We start from the raw sequence: 26,231 nt of genomic DNA, 5'->3' as shown, positions 1-26,231 counted from the left end.
ACCAGAAACGGTACGCAAGAACTTAATAGATTAGTCGGTTATCATAAATTGATACCTTCCGGAAAGGAGCTCTAATAGCACGGTCTTGTCCTTTTGACCTTTAAGGGTTACTCCTTTCGCTTTTTTTATCTTCTTATTGTTTAAGGTAATTTTTCTTGAATCATCAGTACCTAAATGCAAGGTTGCCGTAGTATTTGCCGGTACGGTTACCGAATATAACCAACCATCCTCAACCCATTTCCACTCACTTTCTATACGGCCATACATACTATCATAATACCCTTTGGCAAAGGTCATTTCCTTAGTAGGGTCTGGGGTAGGTTGCAATATAAAATGTTTAAAACCAGGAGCGGTTACATCTCTTTGAATACCTAAGGAGTAATTGTACAACCAAGCAGAAACAGCACCAAAAGAATAATGGTTAAATGAGTTCATACTATTGTTGCCGCCAAATCCATTTTCTACGGTATAGGAATTTAACCGTTCCCAAATTGTGGTAGCTCCGTTGACTACAGGGTACAGCCATGAAGGGTACGTAGTTTGTTGAAGTAACCTATAGGCAACCTCATCCTGGCCATTTTCTGAAAGAGCATGATTAATAGATGCCGTACCAATAAAACCCGTCATTAATGAATATGGTGGGCGTGCAATGCCCTGTTCATCCTCGTTGGACCTTTTAATTGCGGCCGTTAAATTAGCCACCGCCCTATTTTTATTTTCTTTGGTAAAAAGATTAAAATTAAGCGGAATAGCATACGAAGCCTGTGTATCTACGAAATCCCCAGCTTTTTTTATACGTTCTAATGGTAAAGGTGAGCCAAATCTGGTACTTTGATTTCCTAAATGAAGTGTCTTTCCCGTTGTAGCATCTACGTAAGTATCGTTTAAAAACTTCTTTCTCTTTTCAAATTGTTCTTTAAATATCTTTACATCATTTGTTTTTCCAAGAAGTTGTGCCGTTTCCGCAAGAATTTCCAAATCTCGCAAATGATACGCCGCCCATAACATGGTATCCTCATTCTTATATCCTTCCGGGCTTAACCAATCCCCTAAAGGACCTTCCATTAGCAGTCCGGTTTCCGGATCAATTTTACTATTTAAAAATTCCACATACGCTTTCATGGCATCATAATGGGTACGCAACAGCTCAAGGTCTCCATACTGTTGGTACACTTCCCATGGTACAATGATACCGGCACTTCCCCAAAGGGTTCCACCAAATCCGCCGCCAAGGGGTGCTACATCCGTAAAACGACCATCTTCTCGTTGCACATCTCTCATGGCCAATAAATGACGGTCTAAAAACGGACCTATATCCGCTAAATAAGTGGCTGCTTCTGAAAAGACACTTATATCCCCACTCCAACCCATACGCTCGTTACGCGCAGGGGTGTCCGTAGGTATGGACAAGAAATTACCTCGTAAGGACCATGTAATATTTTCCCATAATTTATTTACCAAAGCATTAGAGGACTCGTAGTTTGAGGTGATTTCTTTAATGGAACTCACCACCAGTCCTTTAACCGCTTCCAAAGGCAAAGCTTTTTCAATTCCTGTAATTTCTACATAACGGTATCCATGAAAAGTAAATCTTGGCTGAATAGTTTCTGTACCGCCCCTTCTAATATAGGTGTCATGGGTTAACGCGGCCCTGATATTTTCCATCATTACCATGCCTACCTCATCGCCATATTCCGTTAAATCAGGGTATTTCATTTCTGCATAACGAAGCGTTACCGTATCACCTTTTACGCCATTGGGCAATGTAATTTTGGGAAATCCTACCATATTTTGACCCATATCGTATACAAATACTCCAGGCCGTACCTCATCAACTTGTATGGCTGTCAACGTTTTTACGATACTTGGGTTTTCCCCTATTTGAGCTCTTAATCTATAATCTGAAAAATCCAATTCTTCCCCGGGGTATATATTCCCCTCTAGGGGTACCTCTTTAGCCTTTTTCCAATTACTGTCGTTATACCCTACAGTTGACCAATTTCTAATATGCCTTTCCTTGGTAGCATCATAAACCTCCCCTTGGAAAAAACTGCCATATCTAATAGGACCATCCGTAAATAATTTCCAATCGGTATCATTGGTTGTAATCGCTTGTTCAGAACCATCCTCATAAGTGATGATCAGTTGTGCCCGTAACGACTGCCGATCGCCAAAAAAGTTCCAAAAATCACCTTGATAGGTGATATTACCACTCCACCAACCTTCACTTAGCCAACCGCCTATAGCATTCTCACCAGATTGTACCAAATTGGTTACATCATAGGTTTGGTACATATGGGTTTTATTATACTGGGTGAGACCGGGGTTAAAATAATCTTCGCCAATACGTTCACCATTTAGGTACATTTCATAAATACCGCGTGCCGTAACATACAATCTAGCCTTGGCAATTTCTTGGTTTTCAGCATTAAATTCCGTTCGCAACATAGGGGCGGCATTTTGACTGGGATCCACGATTATTTTGGCACCATGTTCACCCCCTTGAAGCTCAAAGGCATTATCCGTAATTTTTAATTTTTCATTTTGATGTATGGTTTCAGAAAAAATACCATCATACGCTATATCTGATTGTATATTCTCAATCAATAACGCATTGGACGGGGCACGTAAATTTCTAATATGTATGTTTGAAAAATAAGCTTTTTGAAGTGGTTGGGCAGCAAATCCAATATCGGCCAACATAGGATAAGTAATATAGTCATTACCCTTACCTATAGGATTCAAATTAAATCCTTTGGGTGCAAAAGGCGATGCCGAAATAACATCATCCGTAGAAATAATATCTTTCTCTTGCTCACCACCTAAGTATACTTTGAAAAGTCCAAAATTACATTGGGTATAAAAGGTATGCGCATCATATTTGTTCTTTTCGTTTATCTTATTAAGGGGAATATCGTAGGACCTAAAAGGAATAGTTACGTCATCTTCATTTGCATATCCTTTTCGATAAACATTAAATTTGGCCACCCCCTCATCGGTACCATCTACAGCGCTAATATCCAATTCAAAACTTATATGAGTATCATCTTTGGCTGCATTGACCCCTTGTATGTTTTTATTTTTATCCAATAAACGGGCATCGTTTGCACCAAAGATAAAAGCCGCCTTTGTACTCTTGGATTTCTCATCGAGCTGTACGGTATAATCAAATTTATAAACGGATAAATAGTGGGAATACAACACCATATCATTGTCTCCCCCACCGATCCATTGCGCACCGTTCCACAGTTCGGTATTAGGGTTATCGTCCATCAATCCGGTTTCAAACCAAGAAGAATTTTGTGATGCTTTATTGTCTTGGTCCCACACGGTCAACTCCCAGTGGTATGTTGTTCTAGGTTGTAATGTTTCCCCAGCATAAGAAATCCCCAAAGAAATAGCACTCTCCACTTTTCCACTATCCCAAACCAATGCACCGGATGCGGTACTCACTTTAATTTGATACGCATGTTCCAACTGCCCATATTGGTTGACATCGGTTTTCATTTGCCAACTAAATCTTGGTGTATCTACATCTATGCCCAAAGGGGTTTTTAAGTATTCAACCTCTAATTGATGTATTTTGGTTTGCGAATAAGCTACGCAAACCGTAAAAAAACCAACGATAAGATGCAGTTGTTGTTTTCGAAGAATTTTTAGTTTGGTTCGTAACATGTTGAGTAAAGTTAGTTTGTTGTTGAGTTGTTGAGCTGATAATTTAATTCCTTAAGGCCGATAAAAGTTCCCTAGGTACCTTTATCACCGTACCATGGCGCAACCCTTCGGGAAAAGAAACTTGATCAGAAATATCTTCCCAGTTCTTTAGGTCACTTGAGGCTACCGCCCCATACGCATGGTTTTTGTATTTATCAAAATAGACAATCCATTTACCATCTATATAAATTGCCGTTGGTCCTTCTGCCCAATAATCTCCAGTAATAGGTTTTCCTGCTTGTGAATAAGGCCCTTCTAAAGAATCGCTAAAAGCCATTTTAATATTTTTCTGCTCGGGTTCTATCGTTTCATCTTTTAAGAACATAATAAATTTATCTTCCCATTTGTAGATAGATGAATCTATGACATTGAAACCAGGCTCATAAAGCACTTTGGTTTCCGTAAAGGTTTTAAAATCTTTGGTAGTGGTATAGTACATACGGTGGTTGTATCCGTTTTCCTTGTTGCTCTTGGTTTCTGGATACTTACCTTCAATAGTACTTGCCCAATAAATCATATATACCCCGGTAGCATCATCATAGGTAATCTCTGGCGCCCAAGTATTACGGGTACCATTCAGTTTTTCCATTACGGGAATAAACTGTTGCGTAGACCAGTTTACCAAATCATCCGAAGTGGCATAACCAATACCTTTATCCGTCCAACTAACGGTCCAGACCATATGGTATTTGCCATCGCCCCCTTTAATTATACATGGATCACGCATTAATTTATCCTTACCTACTTGCGGGGTTAGGTATGAATCGCCATTTCGTAAACTTTCCCAAGAGTACCCATCTTCACTATAAGCAAAATGTAAGCCGTCTTCCCCATTACCCACAAAATAAGAAAAGAGGTATACCTCATCTTTCTTTACTAAATCATGGGCTAAAAACCACTGTACTAAACTGGTTGGCCAGTTGGCATTGGTACCGGAAACCCCAAGTCCAAAACCATGTCCGCCATTTTCATAAACATGCATTTCTGCAGGCACATTAAACTGCTTTAGGGCATTATAATATTCCAAACTATTTTCAACGGGTACCACCGTATCATCCGTAGCATGCACTAAAAAAGTTGGTGGTGTGGTATTGTTAACCCGTAGCGCATTTGAATAGTGATTGATACGTTCTTCGGATGGATGTTCTCCCAATAAATTTCGCTTAGAACCCGCATGTGTAACACCATCTTTCATTGAAATTACCGGATATACCAATACCGAAAAATCCGGTCTTGCACTGATTGATGCATCGTGCTCATAAACTTTATCATTAAAATGGGTGGATAGCGTACTTGCAAAATGCCCCCCAGCAGAAAAACCTAAAACACCTACTTTATTGGTATCTATTTGATATTGTTTAGCATTTTTACGTACCATACGTATTGCCTCTTGAGCATCTTGAAGCGGGCCCACAGTTTTGTTGGTCATGGTTTCATCCGTAGGCATTCTATATTTAAGTACAAAAGCAGAAATACCGAGCGTATTCAACCATTTGGCAACCTTATACCCTTCCTTATTAATGGCCAGATGCGAATACCCACCACCTGGACAAATAATTACCGCGGTACCATTGGCGATAGAAGAATCTGCCAAAAATGGTGTAAGGGTGGGTTTAGACACTTTGGCAACACCCCTTACCCTATCTAACGCATCATAAGTATATGATTCTTTATAATCGTTGTTTTGAATGCTCCCCGGAACCCCGTTTGGCCAAAGGTCAATTTCTTCGTGCTGTGCAACTGCAAAAGTGGTACAACATAGCACTAGTAAAAAACTTTTAAAATTCATGTTTGGTTGGTTTAATAGCTGAATTTACTTCATTTTATAGACTTCACTGCCAGCGAGCAGAAAACACCCCAATCCGTAATCCTCAAAATCGGGTATTTTGGTATAGGAAAGTGGTTGACCGTCTTTTGGTTCCTTTCCCGTAGATTGTACAAAGCCTAAAAATCCGTTTTCATGCAATCCTTCTTTTATCATGGCATTCCATCCTTTTTCTATTACGGGACGGTATGTATCCTTATTTAAAATTCCATTATTCACCCCATATGCCATGGCATAGACGAACAACGCTGTCCCCGATAGTTCTTTACCACCAAAATGTTTTGGGTCATGCAAACTCACGTTCCAAAAACCATCTGTACGTTGTATAGGCACCAAAGCTTCTGACATGGCTACAAGATCATCTACATATTGCTGGCGGTGCGGCGCATCTTCTGGAATAATAGACAATACTTTTGCCAATGCACCAATTACCCAACCGTTACCACGGCTCCAGTAACAATCTTCCCCGTTTGGCTCTTTATAGGGTGGGTCAAAATCGGCATCGCGCCACCAGAGTCCGTCTTTAGGGTTATACAAACCATTATCCCCATGTTTATTTCTCGTAAACATGTACATTTCATACATTTTCTCAAAATAGCGGTCGTCATTTTCCAATACGCCGAGTTTTGCAAAAACGGGCATCCCCATCTGTATGGCATCTATCCAAGACCAATCATCTAATTGAGGGGTGTTCAGCAACATGTTCATAGTTGCCTTGGTGTTCTTTAATTTTTTAGGGTCCGGCTCTAAGTTATAAAGGTCAATATAGGTTTGTGCCGCACAATAGTCATCGGCATTTCTGTTAGCGGTACCATATCTAAAATTCCATTCGTGAAACTCTGCCCAGTCATAGGCATAGTTGTAATACTCCTCTTTAGGATAAATTTCATGCAAAGCCATTAACCCTTCATAATACACCCCACGGGTCCAAATATTACTGGGGCGCTCCTTATTGGTGATTATGGTTTTGCCCACATCTTGCCATTTTTGCATAAAATAACTATTGGCCAATTGCATGTGCTTTAAAACCGAATCCCTATTAATTTCTTGGGCAGTTAATGTGAACTGAAATAAAAATATTCCCAGTATAAATATTGCTGTATTACGCTTCATGGATTTTGTGTTAGTTGTTGATTAAGGGTATTAAGGAAACATCGCCTATTAATCCAGATGGGGTGGGACTCCAACTAGTGGCATCGAACTTTTTATAATCTTTATTGACCATATTTATTTCCTTAAAAATTTTCCATTCCTCTCCCCGTAGTTCTTTGGCTCTTATTCTGTTAGCGGGTAAATTGGTTACTTCTATCCGCAAGGTATTTTTACCCGGTTTTAACGTTGATAATTCAATTTCAAAAGGATTTGCCCAAAGCGTACCTACATAGATGTCATTCAGCCAAATTTTAGCACTTTCTCGAACTTCGTTAAAGCGTAACTTCCAATTTTCTATAGTAGTATCAGGATTTTCAAACGTAGTTTCATAACGTGCCGTTCCTGAAAAATAAGAAGCATCCTCCCCTAATTCCGTCCATGAACTCAGCTCATTTAAAGTTGCTGATGCTGGCAATGAAGGACCGCCTTTAATAAAATCAATCTTCCATTCATCATTTAAAACATATGCAGTATCCAATTCTTCTAGATAATCCCATTCTTTTAAAGTAGTGGTTTTAGCGGTTTTTAGAATTAAGGAGCCACCAGATGGAATATGTAATTTCACCAGGGTTGTTCCATTCTTTATTTCACTTTCCCCTACCCCTTCTTTTTCATTTAAGGGGTCATAAAGAATTACATTTTCGGCTTTGGTCTGAATAGGAAAAGTTCCGTGTATGGCCTTACCCGTATGGTTCACCAGATAATATAATTTTTCACCATTGATAGCTCTACGGATGTATTTGAGTCCGGTTTCTACTATTGTTTCCGGGTATAGTCCAGCATTACGCAAGGATTCGCCAATGGAATTAGTAGTCGCCAAATGTGTTGAATTATCAGCAATCAATTCGTTTAAAAGTTTATTCTTCTCCTTATAATTTGCAAAACCGGGTACCGATTCCGGAAGGCCTTGAAAAATAATTTGCGCACCCTGTTTCTTAAGTGCCAACAGCTTTTTAAACGTGGCTAAAGGCATTTTATCCGCATCTGGAACTACCAAACTTTTGTAACTAACCCCTTGGGTCTGTATTGCCCCGTTAACATAGGTTAAACCGGCAACAAATCGGTCCGAAATAAAATCGGTTGCATAACCCTGCTGGGCCAATGTTGTTGCCAAGCCATAGAATTTGGTGCCATGCAACCATTCATCCAAGGAATGTATTTTAAACTGAAAGAAACGCTGCCCCTTTAAATAATCGTCCCAAACATCATGAATAGGCCAATAGAGTAAAACCTCATTGTCCGGCTTGCCAGATTGTAATAGTTTTTGGCAATTTTCAATATAGGAGAATAAGGCCGGGGCATCTTCCCAAATGGTATTGTTCTCATTAAAATTAACGGATGCATAGAATTTCCACCCTGGCCATGCAGCTCTTTTGGGGGAGTAGGTAGAACCGTGAAGAAAAATATGGTTAACACCGTTCAGCAACAAATCTTCAGCCTCTGGTTTTGTCTGGGACAATGCCGTTTTAAAATGATCGCGCAACCAAGTAAATGTTTCTGATGACACCAAGGGTTTACCCGCAATATGTGCGGCAGACGATGAAAATTTCAGCATCACCGGGTCTGCATCCCCTTCTCTAATATCTTCTTTTTCCCTTCTAAATCCTTTAATATCATATGGCATGGAACCAAAAGTTTCACATTCGGGAATATCGGCAGCGGCATAAAAATCGATTAGATTACCGGGCGAACCGTGTGCTTGCAATCTAGAGGAATACCCCTTTTGGTTTGCCCATTCTGTCCATGGCACATCAAACTCGGTCAACAATAAATCGGATAAGGTTTCTCGATAATCACTTTTAACCCTATTCGCCAATTCATGATTAGAAGTAGCCATTAATTCTTGTAGATGAGGCTTTAGGTCATATCCTCTCAATCGCTCAAATTGCTCAAAAAAATCCAGGGTAAAATCCGTTCCATACACCTCATAGCTATCATTAAAAATTGCCCGTAAACCTTGGCCATTATTTTTTAATGCCGCGTTGAATCTGGTTACATATTGCTCAAACGCATCATTACTATAATGATCTACCGTATAGCCTTCTCCACCCGGTGCAGCACGTTTTACCTTTTGTCCGGTTTTACCCGTATAAACTGTATACAATGTATAATCGGCTTTTTTTGCCTTCCATTTTAAACTGTTATCCTGAAGTTTGGGCGTTAAATCAACCACATGTCCATCATCGCCAAAAGCCATAACTGCAATAACTTTAGCACCAAGGGTATCTTTAGCATTTTTAGGTGTTAACACACCTGTAAAACGCTGTCCTTTTTTTAGCCGAACACTATCTACAACTAATCGTGTTGCTGCATGCTCCAAATCTATTTGTGGGCCGCCATAAGGCCAACCCGTTCCCAGATTCATATCTACCTGCATGCCTAGACTATCCGCCGTGTTGATTGTAAAGTCCAACAAAGACAACCACTCCTCAGATAAGAACGAAACCGTTTTGTCATCTTCGCCTTCTACCCCATAAATAGGGGTGATTTCTACGCCCCCCAAACCTACTTTGGAGAATGAAATTAAAGTGGCTTTTATATTTTCCTTATCTACGGCACTCCCCATCCACCACCAGCGTGTCCAGGGTTTTGCGGTATTTTTTCGCATTAATTCCCGGTGTACATTACCGCTACCAATAAGGGCAGCATCAGCTCCTTTTTTTAAAGGTTTGTCCTGTTGAAATTGCGCATAGGACATTGCCGTAGAACAGCCTACAAATAAGCAGCCGGACAAAACTAAATGCCTGATTTTTTTAAGAGTGAATATCATAACCTCTAAAATAATATCATTGGCACACAAGACCATCCTGTGCTATGCTGAAAATACAAAATGAAAGTACTCACAGCATAGTACAGGATACAATCATAACGCTCATCCTGTAACTTACCCCATGATATTGTAATCTATGACTATGAACTTTTTGCGCTTATCCTTTTTTGTATGCACCATGCTAATTGGTTTTTACGCCAATGCACAAACCTTTTTAGGGAATTTTGAAAATGTACATTCAGAAACTAACAATGAAATTACGATAAAGACCACCCAGGGCGTTGTAAAAATTGAATTCATTACTGCTGATGCCGTACGTATACGAACCTCTTGGAACGGTGAATTTGAGGCGAACGAACCATGGATGGTAGTAAAATATGATTGGCCTAAAGTAGCATACAATAAAAAAGAAAACCACCAAGAACTAGCGCTTTCCACAGAGAAAATAGAATTAAAAATAGGAAAGAATCCTTTTTCAATTTCCCTTTACGATACCAATGGCAACGTGCTCTTGGACGAACATAAAGACGCTATGAACAGTAGCGCCCATAGGACCACTGAACAAACCGGAACATCCTTTAACCTACAACCGGACGAACATTTTTTTGGCTTTGGGGAGCGTATGGATTTCTTGGACAGAAGAGGAAAAAAAGTGAGGTTAAATGTAGGCAGGGGCCAAGGTCTACCCCATATTATTGGCGCATACAATCCATTGGAAGCCAATTATGCTCCCGTACCTTTTTTCATGAGTACAGCGGGCTATGGACTATTTTTACATAGCGCACGCCCAACCAATTGGGACATGGGCAATAGTAACGATACCATCTTCTCCTTTAATGCAGAAGGCGGCGAACTGGATTACTATATTATGTATGGACCGGATTTCCCTACCATCTTAAACACCTATACCGATCTAACCGGAAAATCTCCCCTACTGCCCAAATTTGCATTGGGTCTTCACGTAGGAACGTATAGTGGAGGTACCTGGGGCCATGAATCTGAGACCTCAACACAGTATGTTATTGATTTAGCCAAAAAATTTAGGGAATTAGAGATTCCTTTAGATGTACTGCATTTAGATTCTACCTGGCGATTTTTTGGTGAAAATGGTGGAAAAGGTGCCACAACTTTTGAATGGCGGGAAACATTCAAAAACCCAAAAGCAATGTTCGATAGTTTATACGCCTTAAATTTAAACGCTGTAGGTCTTCATTTGCGACCAAGATTCGATAACGGAAAAACGTATCGACTTTTAGATAAAGCACGTAAAGGCGGGTATGTATATCCTGAAGAAAATGGCGCTGGTGAATTCGTTAATTTCTTTGATGAAAAATCTGTGGATTGGTGGTGGAAAGAAGGGGTGAAAAATGTGGCGGACCAAGGCGCCATGTTTTTAAAAACGGATGAAGGCAGCGCGTTTGGACATAAAGCTAATGAAAGTGATAAAGTAGGTCCACAAGGAGAAGAGATAAAATCCTTACATAATTTATTTCCGTTGGCCTATGCAAAGGCACCCTTTGAAAAATTTCAGGAATACAACAATATAAGGGGAATGAACCATACCCGGGAAGGATATGCCGGTATTCAACGCTATCCGTTCATTTTTGCGGGAGATTGGCCCAGCGAATGGCAATATTTTGAACCCGTGATAAAAGCCGGATTAAATATAGGATTATCCGGTGTGGGTAACTGGGCACATTGTATGGGAGGTTTTGAACATGTGGCCGACCCAGAGTTATATATTCGATGGACCCAATTTGGTTTACTGAGCCCTATTGCCCATCTATTTGGGATGGAACACCCCAACTATAAGGAACCATGGAATTATGGTAAAGAAGCTACACGGATTTTTAAGTCCTATGACACATTCCGTTACCAACTTATACCTTATTTATATAGCACCAGTTACCAGAACCATATTACGGGAAAACCACAAATGCGGGCCATGGTACTTGACAACCAAGATGACCCAAATACCTATGAAATAACCGACCAATATATGTTGGGCGAAAGTATGATGGTATGCCCGGTAATTGATAAAGGCGCTAAAACAAGGGTAGTGTATTTACCCAAAGGCCAGTGGACCAATTATTGGACCAATGAAGTTTTTGAAGGCAAACAATATATAAGTGTATTGTGCCCCTTAGGCCAGATTCCAATTTTCATTAAAGGAGGTGCAATTATTCCCATGCAAGAATCCCAGAACTATATAGGAGAAAAGGCTATTAAAAATATTGACCTTCATATATATACACATGAAAAAAGTTCTTTTACACTTTATCAGGATGACGGCAAATCGCTTAACTATGAGAATGGTGATTATACAACTACACAAATAGAGACAGAAGAAAACCATCAAACAACAATTATTAAAATTGATGAACCAAAAGGCAGCTTTATCTCAAATGTAGCCACCTATACTATTGTTATACAACAACCTGACCATCCTTCTAGTATTTTCATCAACAAAAAGAAAATAGACGCTAGCAAACTTAAGGAGCAGAAAGCTATAAGTTATACTGATGGTATTTTAAAAATAAAGGTTGATGCCAATAAGCTTCAAGAAATAAAGATTGTAAAATAACCCACCTTACCGTAAACATTTCACCTTCTCGGACACTATTAATCTCCATAGATTTCAAAGAAACGGACGTACGAATTAGTTTTAAAATGCATGGTTTTTTAATCTCCTAGATAGTTATTCTTCTATTTGGGATAGTCATAATTATCATTTTAACAATTTTGTCAGGTAGGTACAGGATAGTACATATATTTTTAATATATAATTTCATGATTCCATAAAATACAATCGATTACACTAAATAACTTAACAACCTATGAAAAACTTAAATCGACTTAATTTTCAAAAAACATTTTTTCTATGTTTTTTATTCATTTCGCTGGGCATAAGCGCCCAGGAAAAATCCGTTTCCGGTATAATTACGGATAACGCAGGTTTACCCTTACCAGGTGTAAACATTGTAATAAAGGGTACAAGTACAGGTACCAGTGCAAATTTTGACGGAGAATACACGATAGATGTAGCCGAAGGACAAACATTGGTATTCAGCTCCATTGGGTATAAAGCCAAGGAACTTTTGGTTGGCGCCAATTCTACCTATGACATTGTCATGGAAGATGATAGTGCGTTACTGGATGAAGTAGTGGTTGTGGGGTACGGTACCACAAAAAAATCTGATGTTACGGGCTCTATAGTCAGTGTAACATCAGAGGACATCAATTCCAGACCTGTAAATAATGCCATTGAGGCCATGCAGGGTAAGGCCGCGGGTGTTGATATTTCATCAAATGAAAGACCCGGTAGTATTGGGAATATTACTATTAGGGGTCAACGTTCGCTTTCAGCATCCAACGCTCCTCTATATGTACTTGACGGAATACCACTTATATCTGGTGGAATAGACAATATTAACCCAACGGATATTGAATCTATAGATATCCTAAAGGATGCATCGGCAACGGCAATTTACGGTTCACGTGGTGCTAACGGTGTCGTTATTGTAACGACAAAAAGAGGAAAATCGGGCAGATTTACTTTAAGCTACAATACAGCGATAACCACACAGACCTTAAACGAAGCAGCTCCACAGTTCAACGCAGGCGAATTTGTGGAGTATAGAAGATGGGCCAAATATTATGAAAACCCAGACACCTTTCCAAGAGGTGACCAACCCACTATTGCCAATGATGAAGCCATATTTTCCGGTGATGACACGGCCTTCAACAATATTCTAAGAGGCTGGGAAGGCGGCACCTGGGACGGCTCAAAATTAATTACCACAGATTTTACCGATTTTGTCACACAAACAGGATTTACCAACCAACATACTTTAAGTGCCAGTGGTGGTTCGGAAAAAATGAAGGCCTACGGTTCCTTTGGATATATTAACAACACCGGTAGTGTGGTAGGCCAAAGTTATGAGCGTTACAATGCCAACGTAAGCGTAGATATAACACCAACGGAATGGTTTACGTTTGGTGGAAATATCAACACTTCTTATAGTACACAAGAATATGGACAATCTACCGCTGGTAATGTGGGCGTCTCGGCGCAAAGTGGCCTTTACCAAAGTGCAAGATCCATATTTCAATACACGTTACCCTATGACAGTGAAGGAAATAGAATTGAATTTCCAGGAGGTGATATTGCGGTAAAAACGATTGTTGACGAAGAATTGTATTCCCAAGATCAAAGAGTAACCCTTAGGGCCTTTGGTAGTTTCTATGCGCAACTTGATTTTGGTGCATTTGGTTCTGCCTTAGAAGGTTTAAAATTCAGAACAAATTTTGGTCCAGATATTGAAACCTATAGAAATGGAAGTTTTCTAGATGGGCAATCTGTCGTTAGAACAGGTTCTAGTTATGCTTCCCTAAGTAAAAGACAACGTCTGTCCTATACCTTGGACAACCTGTTACTTTACAACAGAACATTTGGTAAGCATGATGTAGGTGCAACACTATTGCAGAGCCAGACCCAATTCATTGAAGAATCCAATTTAATGGCCGCGGACAATATTCCGTTTGCAAGTCAGAAATGGAACGCGCTTAGTGCGGACAATGTAGCTTTATCCAATTATGATTCCGATTTAACGGAAAGGCAATTGCTATCATACATGGCCCGTTTTAATTATGGGTTCGATAACAAGTATTTATTGACCGTATCCGGTAGGTATGATGGCGCCTCTCAATTGGCAGAAGGTAATAAAGGAGCTTTCTTCCCTAGTGCCGCTTTAGGTTGGAGTATAGACCGAGAAAATTTCTTAGCAGACGCCAATTGGATAGACCAGCTAAAATTAAGAGCGGGTGTAGGGGTTACCGGTAATGCAGCAATTGACGCATACTCCACAAAAGGCGGACTACTTCCCCTATTCTACCCTATAGGTTCTACCGGTGTATCTGGCGTTCAATTAGATGAAACACTTGCCAATCAAGAGTTGGGGTGGGAAAAAACCACACAATATAATTATGGGTTGGATTTTTCATTTTTCTCAGGTCGTATATCGGGTGGTCTAGATTATTACAATTCAGAAACTACCGACCTTTTACTTAGGCAAGCCATACCTTCTGTTACAGGGTATGTAAATACGTTTGCCAATGTAGGGGAAACAAAAAGTAGCGGTATCGACTTAACCTTAAATACCGTGAATGTTAGTACAGAGGATTTTCAATGGTCTACGGATATCAGTGCATCATGGCAGGAAAATGAGATTGTTGAACTTGCCAATGGCAAAGAGGATGATATCAATAACAATTGGTTCATAGGTGAATCTTTGGGTGTCATCTACGGTTATGCATCCAATGGTATTTGGCAAGAATCAGATGCAGATGAAATTGCATTGTTCAACGCCAACGGACATACGTTTTCCCCTGGTAATGCGCGCCCGGTAGATCAAAATGGTGATTATGTCATAGATGCAAATAACGACAGGGTAATTATTGGAAATACCATTCCAAAATACATACTTGGACTAACCAACACCTTTAAGTATAAAGATCTGGAACTTTCATTCTTTCTATTTGGTCGTTTTGGATATACCTATAACACAGGTGGTGAAGGTTTAGTAGGAAGATATAATTCTAGAAAAGTGGATTATTATACGCCAAATAATACAAATTCAGAATATCAAAAACCAATCTACTCAGCAGGCTTTGGAGACACTTATTTTGGCACATTAGGTTATAGAAGTGGTTCTTTTATAAAAGTCAGAAATGTGTCATTAGGATATAATTTACCACAAAAGATTACCAGTGATATTGGGTTATCCAAATTACGTTTTTACGTACAGGCCCAAAATCCAGGTTTTATTTTCTCAAAAGTTGATTGGATCGATCTAGATGTTACCAGGCCGGCCAATAACTCTCAAGGATACTCCTTAGGTAATTCCGCATCAAACAGAGGTTTTACAGTAGGAATGAACGTAGAATTTTAAAAATCAACTTGACTAATAAAATAAACAACACATGAAAAATTATAAAAAACACATAATTAATATATGCACGGCACTACTGCTAGTAGGGTTCGTTAGTTCTTGTAGTGACGATTTTTTGGAAGAAGAGCTCACCACACAGCGAAGCAATGAATATTTTGAAACGGAAGAAGGTATTTTATCCCTAGCAACAGGTGCCACATATAAGGTTTTGGCCTCTACCTTTCCGTCAGAGCAGCAATTTGCCACAACCAACTATGGTACGGACGAGTTTCATGTTGGTGGGGATGACACCAACAGTCCTTGGAACAATTATGACAGTAGGTTCAATTCTGTGGTAATTACGACCAGAACACAGGCAGAAGAACCTTGGGACAATTTTTATGCGGGTATAGCAATGACCAACCAATTAATCGAGTCTATTAACGCTATAGATTCTAACAATCCCGCCGTTAAAAAAACAGCATTGGGCGAAGCACATTTCTTAAGGGCATACAATTATTTAAAATTGGTAAGACAGTATGGCGGAGTGCCTTTAAAATTAACGGTAAGTACCACCGTAGAACTGGAATTCACCAGGGCATCAGCAGAAGAAGTATTGGCTCAGGTAATCGAGGATTTCACAAAAGCATATGAACTGCTAGACAATGCAGTGGTTTTTCCTGCACAAATAAGTAGAGATGCGGCGGCTCACTATTTAGCAAAAGCATATTTAACTAGAGCAAGTGAAATCAATGACTCTTGGAACGGAGAAACAAAAACAGCAGATTTACAAGCTGTTGTTAGGTTGTCAGACGAAGTAATCGCCAATCATCCACTAGCGGCGAATTATCAAGAATTATGGGATTTTACAGAACCGGACGGTCCTAATGAGTTTTTACCAGAATTGATACTTTCAGCTCAATTTAGTAGAGATCGATCATTGGTTACATCCAATTTCAGTACCGTACCCTTTACCGCTCGTTATGATGACCTGGCTACGATGAAAAGAGATTTAACAGGTATGAGGCCCTATAGTAGGTTGGCTGCTACATATTTTACCTATGATGTTTTTGATCATGTGAACGACTCACGTTTTTGGAAAACATTTAGAACAAAGCACAGGGTAAATAGAGGAGGTACATTTGAAGGTATTGATTATACTGCCGGAGAGGATTTAGGCATTATGTATATCATAAACACTCCAGATGATGATCGTTTTGACCTAACCATAAATAACAATAACCCGGATATTTTGTATAATGGCAAGACCATACCTCATGTTTATGTAGCCTACGCGGCAGATGGCGTTGGGTTATTGCCCAATCCAAGATTTCCTTCATTATCTAAACATTTTGACTCTTCAAGAAGTTCTATTAACGACAATAGGGGGTTACGTGATGAAATTTTGGCCAGATCGGCAGAAACATACCTAATGGCAGCAGAAGCAAAAATTAGAATGGGTGCATATGGTGAGGGTCTAGACTATATCAACGCCGTTAGAAACAGAGGTGCCTATAAGAGCGGGGAGGACCGATCTTTTTATACCGATGGGGCCGAGGCTTACCCAACATCGGAATTTAGTCAGCCTATAGAGGACAATTCATACATCAAGGAAAATTCATACTATGAATCTAACAACATCCCAGTTACCACAGATGCTACTGATCTTACTATTACCGATATTAATAATTTGCCAGCAGAAGATGAAGCCATCTTCAATAAATTAGGGGTAAGCGGTGAATATGAGCGTATGTTGAACTTAGTACTTAACGAACGTACAAGAGAGCTTTGTGGAGAATGGCACCGTTGGGAAGATTTAAGCAGGACATTGACATTGGTCCCAAGAACAATAGCCTTTAATCCGGAAGCTGCACCTAATATTAAGGATCATCATGTATTAAGACCTATACCGCAAACATTTTTGGATGGTATCTATACGGAAGGTAGAACATTAACGGCAGATGAAAAGCAAGCAATGCAAAACCCAGGCTATTAGAAAAAATTGAGTTGTTTTGAGTTAGTTTTAGCAAAAAGGCACTGTTCTATGAACAGTGCTTTTTTTATTGCTTTATAATTTTTTACCCTAAAAACATATCGATTTATAAAAAAATTTTAAAAAAATAGGGTAAACCAATAAATTCTCAGGCAAGTACAGGATGCCATAGCTAATTGTATTCTATAATTTAGAAGACACTTAATGCAATCGATTACAAAATCAGCTATAATTATGAAACAAAAAGAGAACACCAAACTTTTAAAAAAGCTATTACTATTTGCCCTAGCGGTTTTTACGGTAACGGTTTCTGCCCAAGAACAAACGCTGAGCGGTACGGTTACCGATACCAATGGACAAATAGTACCTGGTGTAAATGTGGTAGAAAAAGGAACCTCAAATGGTACAAGCACAGATTTTGACGGAAATTTTACCATTACCACAACTACCGAAAATGCTGTTTTACTTTTTTCCTATATAGGATTTCAAACGCTGGAGGAACAAGTGAACGGAAGAACGATCATTGACGTCGTTATCAGTGAGGACACCGAACAATTGGATGAAATTGTTGTCATTGGCTATGGCAGCCAAAAAAGAAAGGATGTAACAGGTGCGGTAGCATCGCTCAAGGCAGAAAGTTTTGTTGAAGCTTTGCCCGTTGCACCTGAGCAATTACTACAAGGTAAGATTGCCGGTGTCAACATTGTACAAAGCAGTGGGCAGCCAGGTGCTTCCTCTACGGTAAGGATACGTGGTACCAGTTCAATATCCGCCGGGAACGAACCTTTATATGTAATTGATGGCGTACCATTGCAATTTGGTAGTGCCAACAACAGTGTTAGAACCGTAACATCAGGTTCCTCTCCATTGTCCGAGGAAGCTATTAATCCTTTAAGCCTTATAAACCCTGCAGATATTGCAAGCATAGATGTTTTAAAAGATGCTTCTGCAACAGCTATCTACGGGTCTCGTGGTGCAAATGGTGTTATCGTAATCACAACCAAGAACAAAGGACAGTATGGCGAGTTTCTACAATACGACTCCTATACCGGTTTGGCCTATGTACCTGAAATGCTACCATTTTTAAGTGCAGATGAATATAGGTCCTATGCCAACGCTAACGAACTACCCTTTTCTGATGAAGGGGTAAATACCAACTGGCAAAAAGAAGTGTTCCGATCGGCTATTACGCAAAACCATAATATATCCTTTGCTGGTGGGTCAAGGACTACCAATTTTACGGCATCCTTGGGGTATAATAATCAAGAAGGAACCTTGCTTTCCTCCGGACTTAAAAAGTATACGGCGCGTATAAATGGTAACCATATTACGCTAAACGACCGTTTAAATATTGGGGTCAATCTTACCTATGCCAAATTAGATGAGACCAGGGCAGCCGTAAACTCCAATATTGCCGACGAAGGTGGTAACATATTAAAAGATGCCCTACGTTGGGCACCAACACTACCCGTGTATAATGAGGATGGCAGTTTTTATCAAATTGGTGCCTTACGAATAAATCCGGTTTCATGGACCCAGGTTAGCGATGAAAGCGACAGTTCCCTCCTATTGGGTAATATGAATGCCGCCTTTACTATTTTAGACGGACTTAAAATCTCTACCAACCTGGGCTATTCCAATGAAGATGTGGCCAGGTTTACCAATATACCTTCAACACACCCGGCCGGTGAAGGGCAAGGCGGTACGGCATCAATCAGTAAATATACCAATAGAAACATCTTGGCGGAGACCAATTTAACCTATGACAAACAACTATCAAAAGATAGTTATTTAAGTGTATTGGCCGGTTATTCCTTTCAAAGGTTTGAAACCCAGAACACTTTCACTTCTGCCAATAATTTTGTTTCCGATGCTACTGCTTGGAACTTGATCCAATCCGGTACCATCCAATCCAATACATCGTTTAAGGATGCCAACCGTCTATCCTCATATTATGGTAGGCTTAATTATAAACTAAAAGACAGGTATCTCCTGACCTTTACCCTTCGTAGGGATGGTTCAAGCAGATTTGGCGACAACAACAAATGGGGTACCTTTCCTTCAGGGGCTTTGGCATGGAACGTAACCGATGAGGACTTCATGCAAAACTCCAAGATAAGCAACTTAAAGCTACGTGTAGGCTACGGTATTACCGGTAACCAGGAAATACCTAATAATCTGTACAGGGAACAACTATCCATAGCCGGTTCTGCCATTTATGTTTTTGGGGGTCAGGCAATACCTAGTGTACTGCCCACTAATTTTCAAAACCAGAATTTAAAATGGGAAGAAACCAGCCAATTGAATTTTGGTGTAGATTATGGTTTTTTTGACCAACGTCTGTATGGTTCCTTAGACTATTACATAAAGAACACCAACGACCTTCTTTTACAGTTCTCCACGGCCGCACCATCTGTGGTAAATACACAATGGGCCAATGTTGGCGAAGTGGAAAACAAAGGTTTGGAAATTAATGTAACGGGAGACATTATTTCTAACGACAACTTTAGCTGGACATCAAACGTCAACTTTTCTACAAATAAAAATGAAGTGTTAAGCTTATCAAATGAAAATTTTCAGCGAGATGAAATACGAACCAGCAGTGGCTCTGGGGTTGTAGGAAATAATGCATTGACACAAATAATAAAACCCGGTCTTGCCTTGAATACCTTCTACGGTAGGCAGTTTACGGGCTATGATGCAGACGGACTGGAAACTTACCTTGACGTAGATGGTGAAGAAGGTGCGGATGAAGTAGTTATAGGTGATGCAAACCCTGATTGGACCTACGGATTCAACAACTCCTTTAAGTACAAAAATTTTGATGTTTCCGTTAATTTTAGGGGTGTTGTAGGTAACGATATTTACAACAATACAGCCGCAGAATTTTCTTATGTGAGTCAAACCCCAGGTGTTAATGTATTGCGTTCTGCCTTGGATACCGGTTCCAGCAGGGCACAAACCGCCCAATATTCATCGCAATGGATAGAAGATGGCAGTTATTTAAGACTGGACAACCTAACGGTAGGGTATAATTTCAATACCGATAAAGTAGGATTCATCAAAAAGGCCAAAATCTACTTATCCGGCCGTAATCTATTCGTCATAACAGGATACACCGGTTTTGATCCGGAAGTTAGAACCCGGTCTATTGGTATAGATTACCTGGTTTATCCTAGACCAAGGATATTTCAAATTGGAACGAGTATAACTTTTTAAAAAAGGGTCTAAACAATAATATTATTATCATGAAAAAAATAAAAAACTTTTATCGATTTATACAACGCTCCCTTTTAGGTATCTTGATTTTGGGTACCGCAGGTTGTAGTTTAGAGGAAGATGTATATTCCATTTATACACCAGAAACGTTCTATTCTAATGAATCCCAAGTACTATCTTCCTTATCTGGGGTATATAGAAATTTTGCTGCCACCACAGGTATGGGAGTAGAATACCGTTGTTTAGAGCTACCTGCAGACCAAGTGGTCGTCCATGAAAAAATACAAGGCTGGTGGGGCGGTGCAAATTTTAGCGAACTCATGGAACACAAATGGCAAGAGGATCATGCGTACGTAGCTGGTACTTGGGACTCTTATTTTAGAACAGTAGGACAAACCAATGCCCTGATCGCTTCTCTTGAAGGGTCCGCATTGTCACCAGAGGAAATTGCCGGACCAATTGCTGAATTACGAGCGTTACGAGCATATGCCTATTTTTTCCTTATGGACCTTTTTGGTAATGTCCCCATCTTTACACTTCCAAAGGTAGATGCCTTGAATTTACCAGAACAAAATACCAGATCAGAGGTTTTTGAATTTGTAACCTCAGAGTTTATTGCCGCCGCAACCGATTTACCTACAAAGGCAGAAGCAGGTGACGCATATTTTGGAAGATTTACCAAAGAAGCCGCACAAGCCATGTTGGCAACTATTTACCTAAATGCGGAAGTCTATACAGGAACGGCCCAAAATGACAAAGCCATTGAATATGCAGATCTTGTTATCAACTCCGGTTCGTATAGACTATTACCGGAATATTTTGATAACTTTTCTTTTGACAATAGCAACAATGATGAGTTTATTTTCGGTGCCGTTTATTCCCCGGATATTGCCGGCGGCATAGGTCATCCACTGGTGCAAAAAGTGTTACCGGGCATTCAAGGCGGACTTTTTGGTTTACCCTATACGCCTCAAAACGGTTTTGGGACAAGACCCTCTGTGCTTGCCCTATACGAAGAAGATGATGTGCGAAGAAATATGTTTATAGGATATGGAGATTTAATAGATCCTACCACAGGTGAAACCGTCATGGTAGAACGTGTAGTACCAGATAACAACTCTACCTTATATGTGCCAGGAAAATCCACAGAAGGTCCAGTACCCTATACGATCATACCCGCAACTGGGATACGTTTACAGCCTATGAATGCAGGTATTAAATGGATAAAGTGGGGCTTGGACCCAAATACCAATGGCGGTAACGCAGGAAATGATATTGCATTTATAAGATATGCGGATATTCTCCTGATCAAAGCAGAGGCATTAGCCAGGAACAATGATTTTGCAGCCGCCTTGCCACTTATAAACCAAATAAGGGAACGTAGCAATGCAGAACCCTTAAGCGCGGTTACTCTAGACGATATATTGGATGAAAGAGGCAGGGAACTGGCTTTTGAAATGTCAAGAAGAAGAGATTTGATCAGATTTGGGAAATTTGGTGATGCCTGGGAGTTTAAAGAAGTATCAGAACCGTTTAGGACCATATATCCTATTCCAAAAACTGCATTGGAATCAAATAGTAAACTAGGGCAAAATCCTGGTTATTAATGGGCAACTAATGACTTTGTTGCAGTTAGTTTTAAAAGGCCCTGTTTTACAGTTGCAGGGTCTTTTTTTCCAATTTAAAATTTTATCTTGAATACCATGAGCAAAACCAAAAACCAAATTCTACTCTTAAGCTTTAGCATTTTATTCTTTCAACATATACAGGCACAAATCGTTGAAGGAAAAGATTATAGCCACCTTGCCAATGTATACAAGACATTTGATATAGCCGGTGAAGATATATTTGGGCAAAGGTTTCTTTCGGAAAATTTCACCTTTAAGGATAAGGTTACAGGAGTTACCGTAAATGCACTGACCACTTCTAGGCATAGTAATTCTAAAATGTACCAGACGCATCCGCAATGGACTGCAGATGGCAAGTATATCATTTTCACTTCCAATAGAACTAGCAAAAAAGATAATTATGATAGCCAGTATTATGCAATCTCTACTGATGATTTTACCATTACACAAATTACAACAGGTAAAAATGGTAGGGATTTTCATTTAGGATGGCATAAAAATGTTGCTTATCAATTTAAGGGGAATAAACTTGTGGAGATTAATATTGATCAAATATTAAAAGATAGCCAAGCAAGTAAAATAAAGGACGCCACATATTATGAAAAAGTACGCGCTACCGTTCCAGATAGTATAAAACCATCTGGTTTAGGATTAGATGCAAATGAAGATGCGGTGTACTTTTCATCTAAAATAAACAGTTCTCTTTACGCCATTTATAAAGTGGATTTTACTACCGGTAAAACCATAAAGCTAAAGGAAGTGCCATTTTGGGTAGGGCACTTGCAAGCCAACCCTTATGTTACCGGAGAATTGATGTACTGTTGGGAAACCAGGGGAGATGCTCCACAACGTATGTGGTATCTTTCTATTGATAAAAATGGAAAGGTTGAAAATAGACCCTTATATGAAGAAAGAAAAAACGACTGGGTAACCCATGAGGTCTTTATGGGACCGGACAAAGTTCTATTTCATTTAATGGGACATCTAGACCGTTTACAAGATAACCAGACAGGCATATATTCCATAAACCTACGTACCAATGAATTACAATTTCATGGGCAGACCGGTAATGGGGGCTATTGGCATTGTAATGCCACACCAGATGGTAAATGGATTGCTGGTGATACATTCGATGGAAAATTATATCGAATAAATACAACGAACCCTAAGGATACGACCTTATTGACCACAGGTCATCGTTTATTGAGTAAAAGCCCGTTTTCTTCCGAAGCTCATATGCATCAATCTATAAGTCCGGATGGAAAATGGGTTCTTTTTAATTCCAGCCTATTCACCAAAAACGATATAATGATCGTGCCTATTCAACCAGAATAAAACCATTGATGATGAAAAAAATAATTCTTTATGTCACCTGTACGCTTGTCTTGTTTTTTATTTCATGTTCAAATACTGAAATTCCCAGCCAAACAATACAACTAACCAATACTTCTAAATTTGAGCTGACAGATAAACCAATTACTATTAAAAGGTCACAACTAACGGTTAAGGATAGTACAGCAGTGCATCCTATTATTTTATTTGGATCGGATACCATTACTTCTCAAGTTAATGTTACGGAAAACAATACAGCATGGGACGAGTTATTTTTTGTCCTGGACTTTAAACCGGAAGAATCAAAAACGATTACCGTTACTTGGTCTCACCAAAAACCAGAATACCTTATACGTACCAGTGCACGTTTTGGAAAGCGTGCGTCTAAAGATGCACCAGTAATGCCACAAACCCAAGAAACAATGCTGGCAAACGAGCTTCCACTAAGTTTAGGTTACCAACAATACCAAACAGATGGGCCATCTTGGGAAAATGACAAAGTAGGCTTTAGACATTACTTGGATGGCAGAAACGCAAAAGACCTTTTTGGCAAAAAAACGGCTGCTATTTCACCTGAAAATGTGGGTATTTCCCCTTCCGGTGCCGTTGAGGACAATTATCACGTTATGGAAGACTGGGGCAGGGATATTCTGGCCGTAGGCAATTCCGTTGGTATTGGCGGCTATGCCCTAACAACGGAAAATGCATTAATGCGATTGGGCGTTACCGTAAATGATACGGTCAACAATGTAGACAGAACAACCTTCAAAATTCAGAATGAAGGTCCGGTAAATTCCGTTTTGCACTATATGTATGAAGGGTGGAAAACTAACGGCCGTAACTATAATGTTACGGAAACAACCAGTATTTGGCCCGGCATGTATGGATATAAGAATACGGTATCTATAGATGGACTACAAAGTGATGAAAATTTAGCTGTTGGTTTGGTCAATATTCATAATGATATGCCCTTAGAGGTCATTGAGGAGCATAAAAAGTATACAATTCTTTTGACCCATGACAAACAATCATATGAAAAAGAATGGTGGCTGGGCATGGCGCTTATTTTTCCTAAAGAAAATTATATGGGATATGTAGAAGCTCCGGAAACCGGAAATTTATCTAACTCATATTTGGCCAAATTGAAAATAAACAACAATGAACCTGTTAGCTACTTTGCCATAGCCGGGTGGGGATTAAGTGATGAAAAATTCACGGACAGAGCGGAGTTTATTGCCTATGTAAATAATTTGGCAAATCAACTTTCTGCTGAGATAACTATTAAATAACAACTGTAACAAACTTTTTACTAATGAAAAATACAATATTAAAAACTACCGTGGCATTGGCGTATTGCCTTGCAACTTCAACCGTTGTTTTAGCGCAAGAACCCACCAATGATGTAACAACACCGTTGCACCTGTTACAACCAGACTATCCAACACCGTATGGCGTCAAAACCGTGGATGAAATTATCGTCACTTTGGATCGTGTTTATAATTACCTTGAAAGTGAGACTGCTGCCAAACTAATAGATGCAACCACCAAAAAGGAAATTACCAATTATAAAAAACTGAACGAGAACAGCATTTTTGAACCCGGTGCATTTAGGCTAACCAGCTATGAGTGGGGCGTAACCTATGCGGGTATGACACAAATTACGGAAGCAACGGGCGACCCAAAATATGCGGATTACACCAACAAAAGATTAAAATTAATTGCGGATATAGCACCTTTCTATCTTGAAAAGTATAAGAAAGATAAAGCATACCCTTCCCCCATAAAACAATCGTTGCAACCCCACGCCCTAGATGATGCCGGAGCAATTTGTGCTGCAATGATAAAGGCAAAAAGGGCTGGTTTAGATGCAGATTTACAACCCTTGATAACTAATTTTATAGATTACATCAGTACTAAAGAATTCCGTTTGCCAGACGGCACTTTGGCAAGAAACAGACCCCAAGCAAATACGCTGTGGTTAGACGATCTGTTCATGAGTGTACCTGCACTGGCACAAATGGGAAAATTAACGGGAGAAACCAAATACTATGATGATGCCGTTAAACAGGTACGTCAATTTTCCAAAAGAATGTTCAATGAGGAAAAAGGCCTGTACATGCATGGTTGGGTTCAAGCAATGGACTACCACCCGGAATATAGATGGGCCCGCGCCAATGGGTGGGCAGTAATGACCCTAGTAGAATTGTTAGATGTGCTACCTAAAGAGCACGAAGGGTATCAAGATGTTCTACATCAATTACAAGCACATATAAAAGGTTTGGCTCAATATCAAGATGGAACAGGTTTCTGGCATCAACTCATTGATCGTAATGATAGTTATCTTGAAACTTCGGCTACGGCCATTTACACATATTCTATTGCCAAGGCCATCAATAACGGCTATATAGATAAAATGGCATTCTCGCCTGTGGTTATGCTAGGGTGGAATGCCGTAGCTACCAAGGTCAATGCAAAAGGTCAGGTAGAGGGTACTTGTGTGGGTACCGGTATGGGGTTTGATCCTGCTTTCTATTATCACAGACCTATTAATGTTTTTGCCGCACATGGTTACGGACCGGTATTGCTAGCAGGCTCAGAAGTAATCAAACTCATTAAAGCAAATACCTTTGAAATCAACGATAGCTCCTTACAATTAAAAGTAGACTAA

General features: G+C 39.7%; 12 protein-coding genes. 8 read left to right on the top strand and 4 right to left on the bottom strand.

All coding sequences use genetic code 11. The annotated features are described in order from the left end of the window. Positions 1 to 30 precede the first annotated feature (30 nt). Genes ABVM52_RS09900 through ABVM52_RS09885 form a run of 4 tightly spaced genes read right to left on the bottom strand, consistent with a single transcriptional unit; the run spans position 31 to position 9,425 of the window. Positions 31 to 3,675, bottom strand: a complete 3,645-nt coding sequence (locus ABVM52_RS09900; protein WP_405380036.1) for a family 78 glycoside hydrolase catalytic domain — start codon at positions 3,673 to 3,675, stop codon at positions 31 to 33. A gap of 43 nt (positions 3,676 to 3,718) precedes the next feature. Further along, positions 3,719 to 5,503 carry a prolyl oligopeptidase family serine peptidase gene (locus ABVM52_RS09895; protein ID WP_405380034.1) on the bottom strand — a complete coding sequence of 595 codons (1,785 nt, stop codon included), beginning with the start codon at positions 5,501 to 5,503 and terminating at the stop codon, positions 3,719 to 3,721. A 24-nt stretch (positions 5,504 to 5,527) separates the two neighbouring features. Beyond that, positions 5,528 to 6,652, bottom strand: coding sequence for a glycoside hydrolase family 88 protein (locus tag ABVM52_RS09890; RefSeq protein ID WP_405380032.1), 1,125 nt, complete (start codon positions 6,650 to 6,652; stop codon positions 5,528 to 5,530). Between the two features lie 10 nt (positions 6,653 to 6,662). Continuing rightward, positions 6,663 to 9,425, bottom strand: coding sequence for a glycosyl hydrolase (locus tag ABVM52_RS09885; RefSeq protein ID WP_405380030.1), 2,763 nt, complete (start codon positions 9,423 to 9,425; stop codon positions 6,663 to 6,665). A 178-nt stretch (positions 9,426 to 9,603) separates the two neighbouring features. On the opposite strand from ABVM52_RS09885, the gene ABVM52_RS09880 reads away from it, so the two are divergent. The 8 genes from ABVM52_RS09880 to ABVM52_RS09845 all read left to right on the top strand — a co-directional run bounded on the left by ABVM52_RS09880 (position 9,604) and on the right by ABVM52_RS09845 (position 26,231). Further along, complete coding sequence (locus ABVM52_RS09880) at positions 9,604 to 12,045, top strand: glycoside hydrolase family 31 protein (RefSeq protein ID WP_405380028.1); 2,442 nt, start codon at positions 9,604 to 9,606, stop codon at positions 12,043 to 12,045. A 253-nt stretch (positions 12,046 to 12,298) separates the two neighbouring features. Then, entirely contained in the window at positions 12,299 to 15,412 is a 3,114-nt protein-coding gene (locus tag ABVM52_RS09875; protein WP_405380026.1) for a SusC/RagA family TonB-linked outer membrane protein, read from the top strand. A 31-nt stretch (positions 15,413 to 15,443) separates the two neighbouring features. Further along, the gene (locus ABVM52_RS09870) at positions 15,444 to 17,387 is read left to right on the top strand and encodes a RagB/SusD family nutrient uptake outer membrane protein (protein ID WP_405380024.1); all 1,944 of its coding nucleotides are present in this window, start codon (positions 15,444 to 15,446) and stop codon (positions 17,385 to 17,387) included. Between the two features lie 231 nt (positions 17,388 to 17,618). Further along, positions 17,619 to 20,603 carry a SusC/RagA family TonB-linked outer membrane protein gene (locus tag ABVM52_RS09865; RefSeq protein ID WP_405380022.1) on the top strand — a complete coding sequence of 995 codons (2,985 nt, stop codon included), beginning with the start codon at positions 17,619 to 17,621 and terminating at the stop codon, positions 20,601 to 20,603. 29 nt (positions 20,604 to 20,632) lie between these two features. Then, positions 20,633 to 22,210 carry a RagB/SusD family nutrient uptake outer membrane protein gene (locus ABVM52_RS09860; protein ID WP_405380020.1) on the top strand — a complete coding sequence of 526 codons (1,578 nt, stop codon included), beginning with the start codon at positions 20,633 to 20,635 and terminating at the stop codon, positions 22,208 to 22,210. A gap of 96 nt (positions 22,211 to 22,306) precedes the next feature. Beyond that, positions 22,307 to 23,566 carry a biopolymer transporter Tol gene (locus ABVM52_RS09855; RefSeq protein WP_405380018.1) on the top strand — a complete coding sequence of 420 codons (1,260 nt, stop codon included), beginning with the start codon at positions 22,307 to 22,309 and terminating at the stop codon, positions 23,564 to 23,566. Positions 23,567 to 23,574: 8 nt separating this feature from the next. Further along, positions 23,575 to 24,852 carry a DUF4861 domain-containing protein gene (locus ABVM52_RS09850; protein ID WP_405380016.1) on the top strand — a complete coding sequence of 426 codons (1,278 nt, stop codon included), beginning with the start codon at positions 23,575 to 23,577 and terminating at the stop codon, positions 24,850 to 24,852. A 23-nt stretch (positions 24,853 to 24,875) separates the two neighbouring features. Then, positions 24,876 to 26,231, top strand: a complete 1,356-nt coding sequence (locus tag ABVM52_RS09845) for a glycoside hydrolase family 105 protein (RefSeq protein WP_405380014.1) — start codon at positions 24,876 to 24,878, stop codon at positions 26,229 to 26,231.

The organism is Maribacter sp. LLG6340-A2 (genome assembly GCF_045057105.1).
In the GTDB taxonomy this organism is placed as follows: Bacteria; Bacteroidota; Bacteroidia; order Flavobacteriales; family Flavobacteriaceae; genus Maribacter.
This window is presented reverse-complemented; position numbering and strand designations above follow the sequence as displayed.

Coding starts and splice junctions, on each gene's coding strand:
- ABVM52_RS09895 (WP_405380034.1), bottom strand. CDS start 5,503: ATGAATTTTAAAAGTTTTTTACTAGTGCTATGTTGTACCACTTTTGCA.
- ABVM52_RS09845 (WP_405380014.1), top strand. CDS start 24,876: ATGAAAAATACAATATTAAAAACTACCGTGGCATTGGCGTATTGCCTT.
- ABVM52_RS09850 (WP_405380016.1), top strand. CDS start 23,575: ATGATGAAAAAAATAATTCTTTATGTCACCTGTACGCTTGTCTTGTTT.
- ABVM52_RS09865 (WP_405380022.1), top strand. CDS start 17,619: ATGAAACAAAAAGAGAACACCAAACTTTTAAAAAAGCTATTACTATTT.
- ABVM52_RS09880 (WP_405380028.1), top strand. CDS start 9,604: ATGAACTTTTTGCGCTTATCCTTTTTTGTATGCACCATGCTAATTGGT.
- ABVM52_RS09870 (WP_405380024.1), top strand. CDS start 15,444: ATGAAAAATTATAAAAAACACATAATTAATATATGCACGGCACTACTG.
- ABVM52_RS09860 (WP_405380020.1), top strand. CDS start 20,633: ATGAAAAAAATAAAAAACTTTTATCGATTTATACAACGCTCCCTTTTA.
- ABVM52_RS09855 (WP_405380018.1), top strand. CDS start 22,307: ATGAGCAAAACCAAAAACCAAATTCTACTCTTAAGCTTTAGCATTTTA.
- ABVM52_RS09900 (WP_405380036.1), bottom strand. CDS start 3,675: ATGTTACGAACCAAACTAAAAATTCTTCGAAAACAACAACTGCATCTT.
- ABVM52_RS09875 (WP_405380026.1), top strand. CDS start 12,299: ATGAAAAACTTAAATCGACTTAATTTTCAAAAAACATTTTTTCTATGT.
- ABVM52_RS09890 (WP_405380032.1), bottom strand. CDS start 6,652: ATGAAGCGTAATACAGCAATATTTATACTGGGAATATTTTTATTTCAG.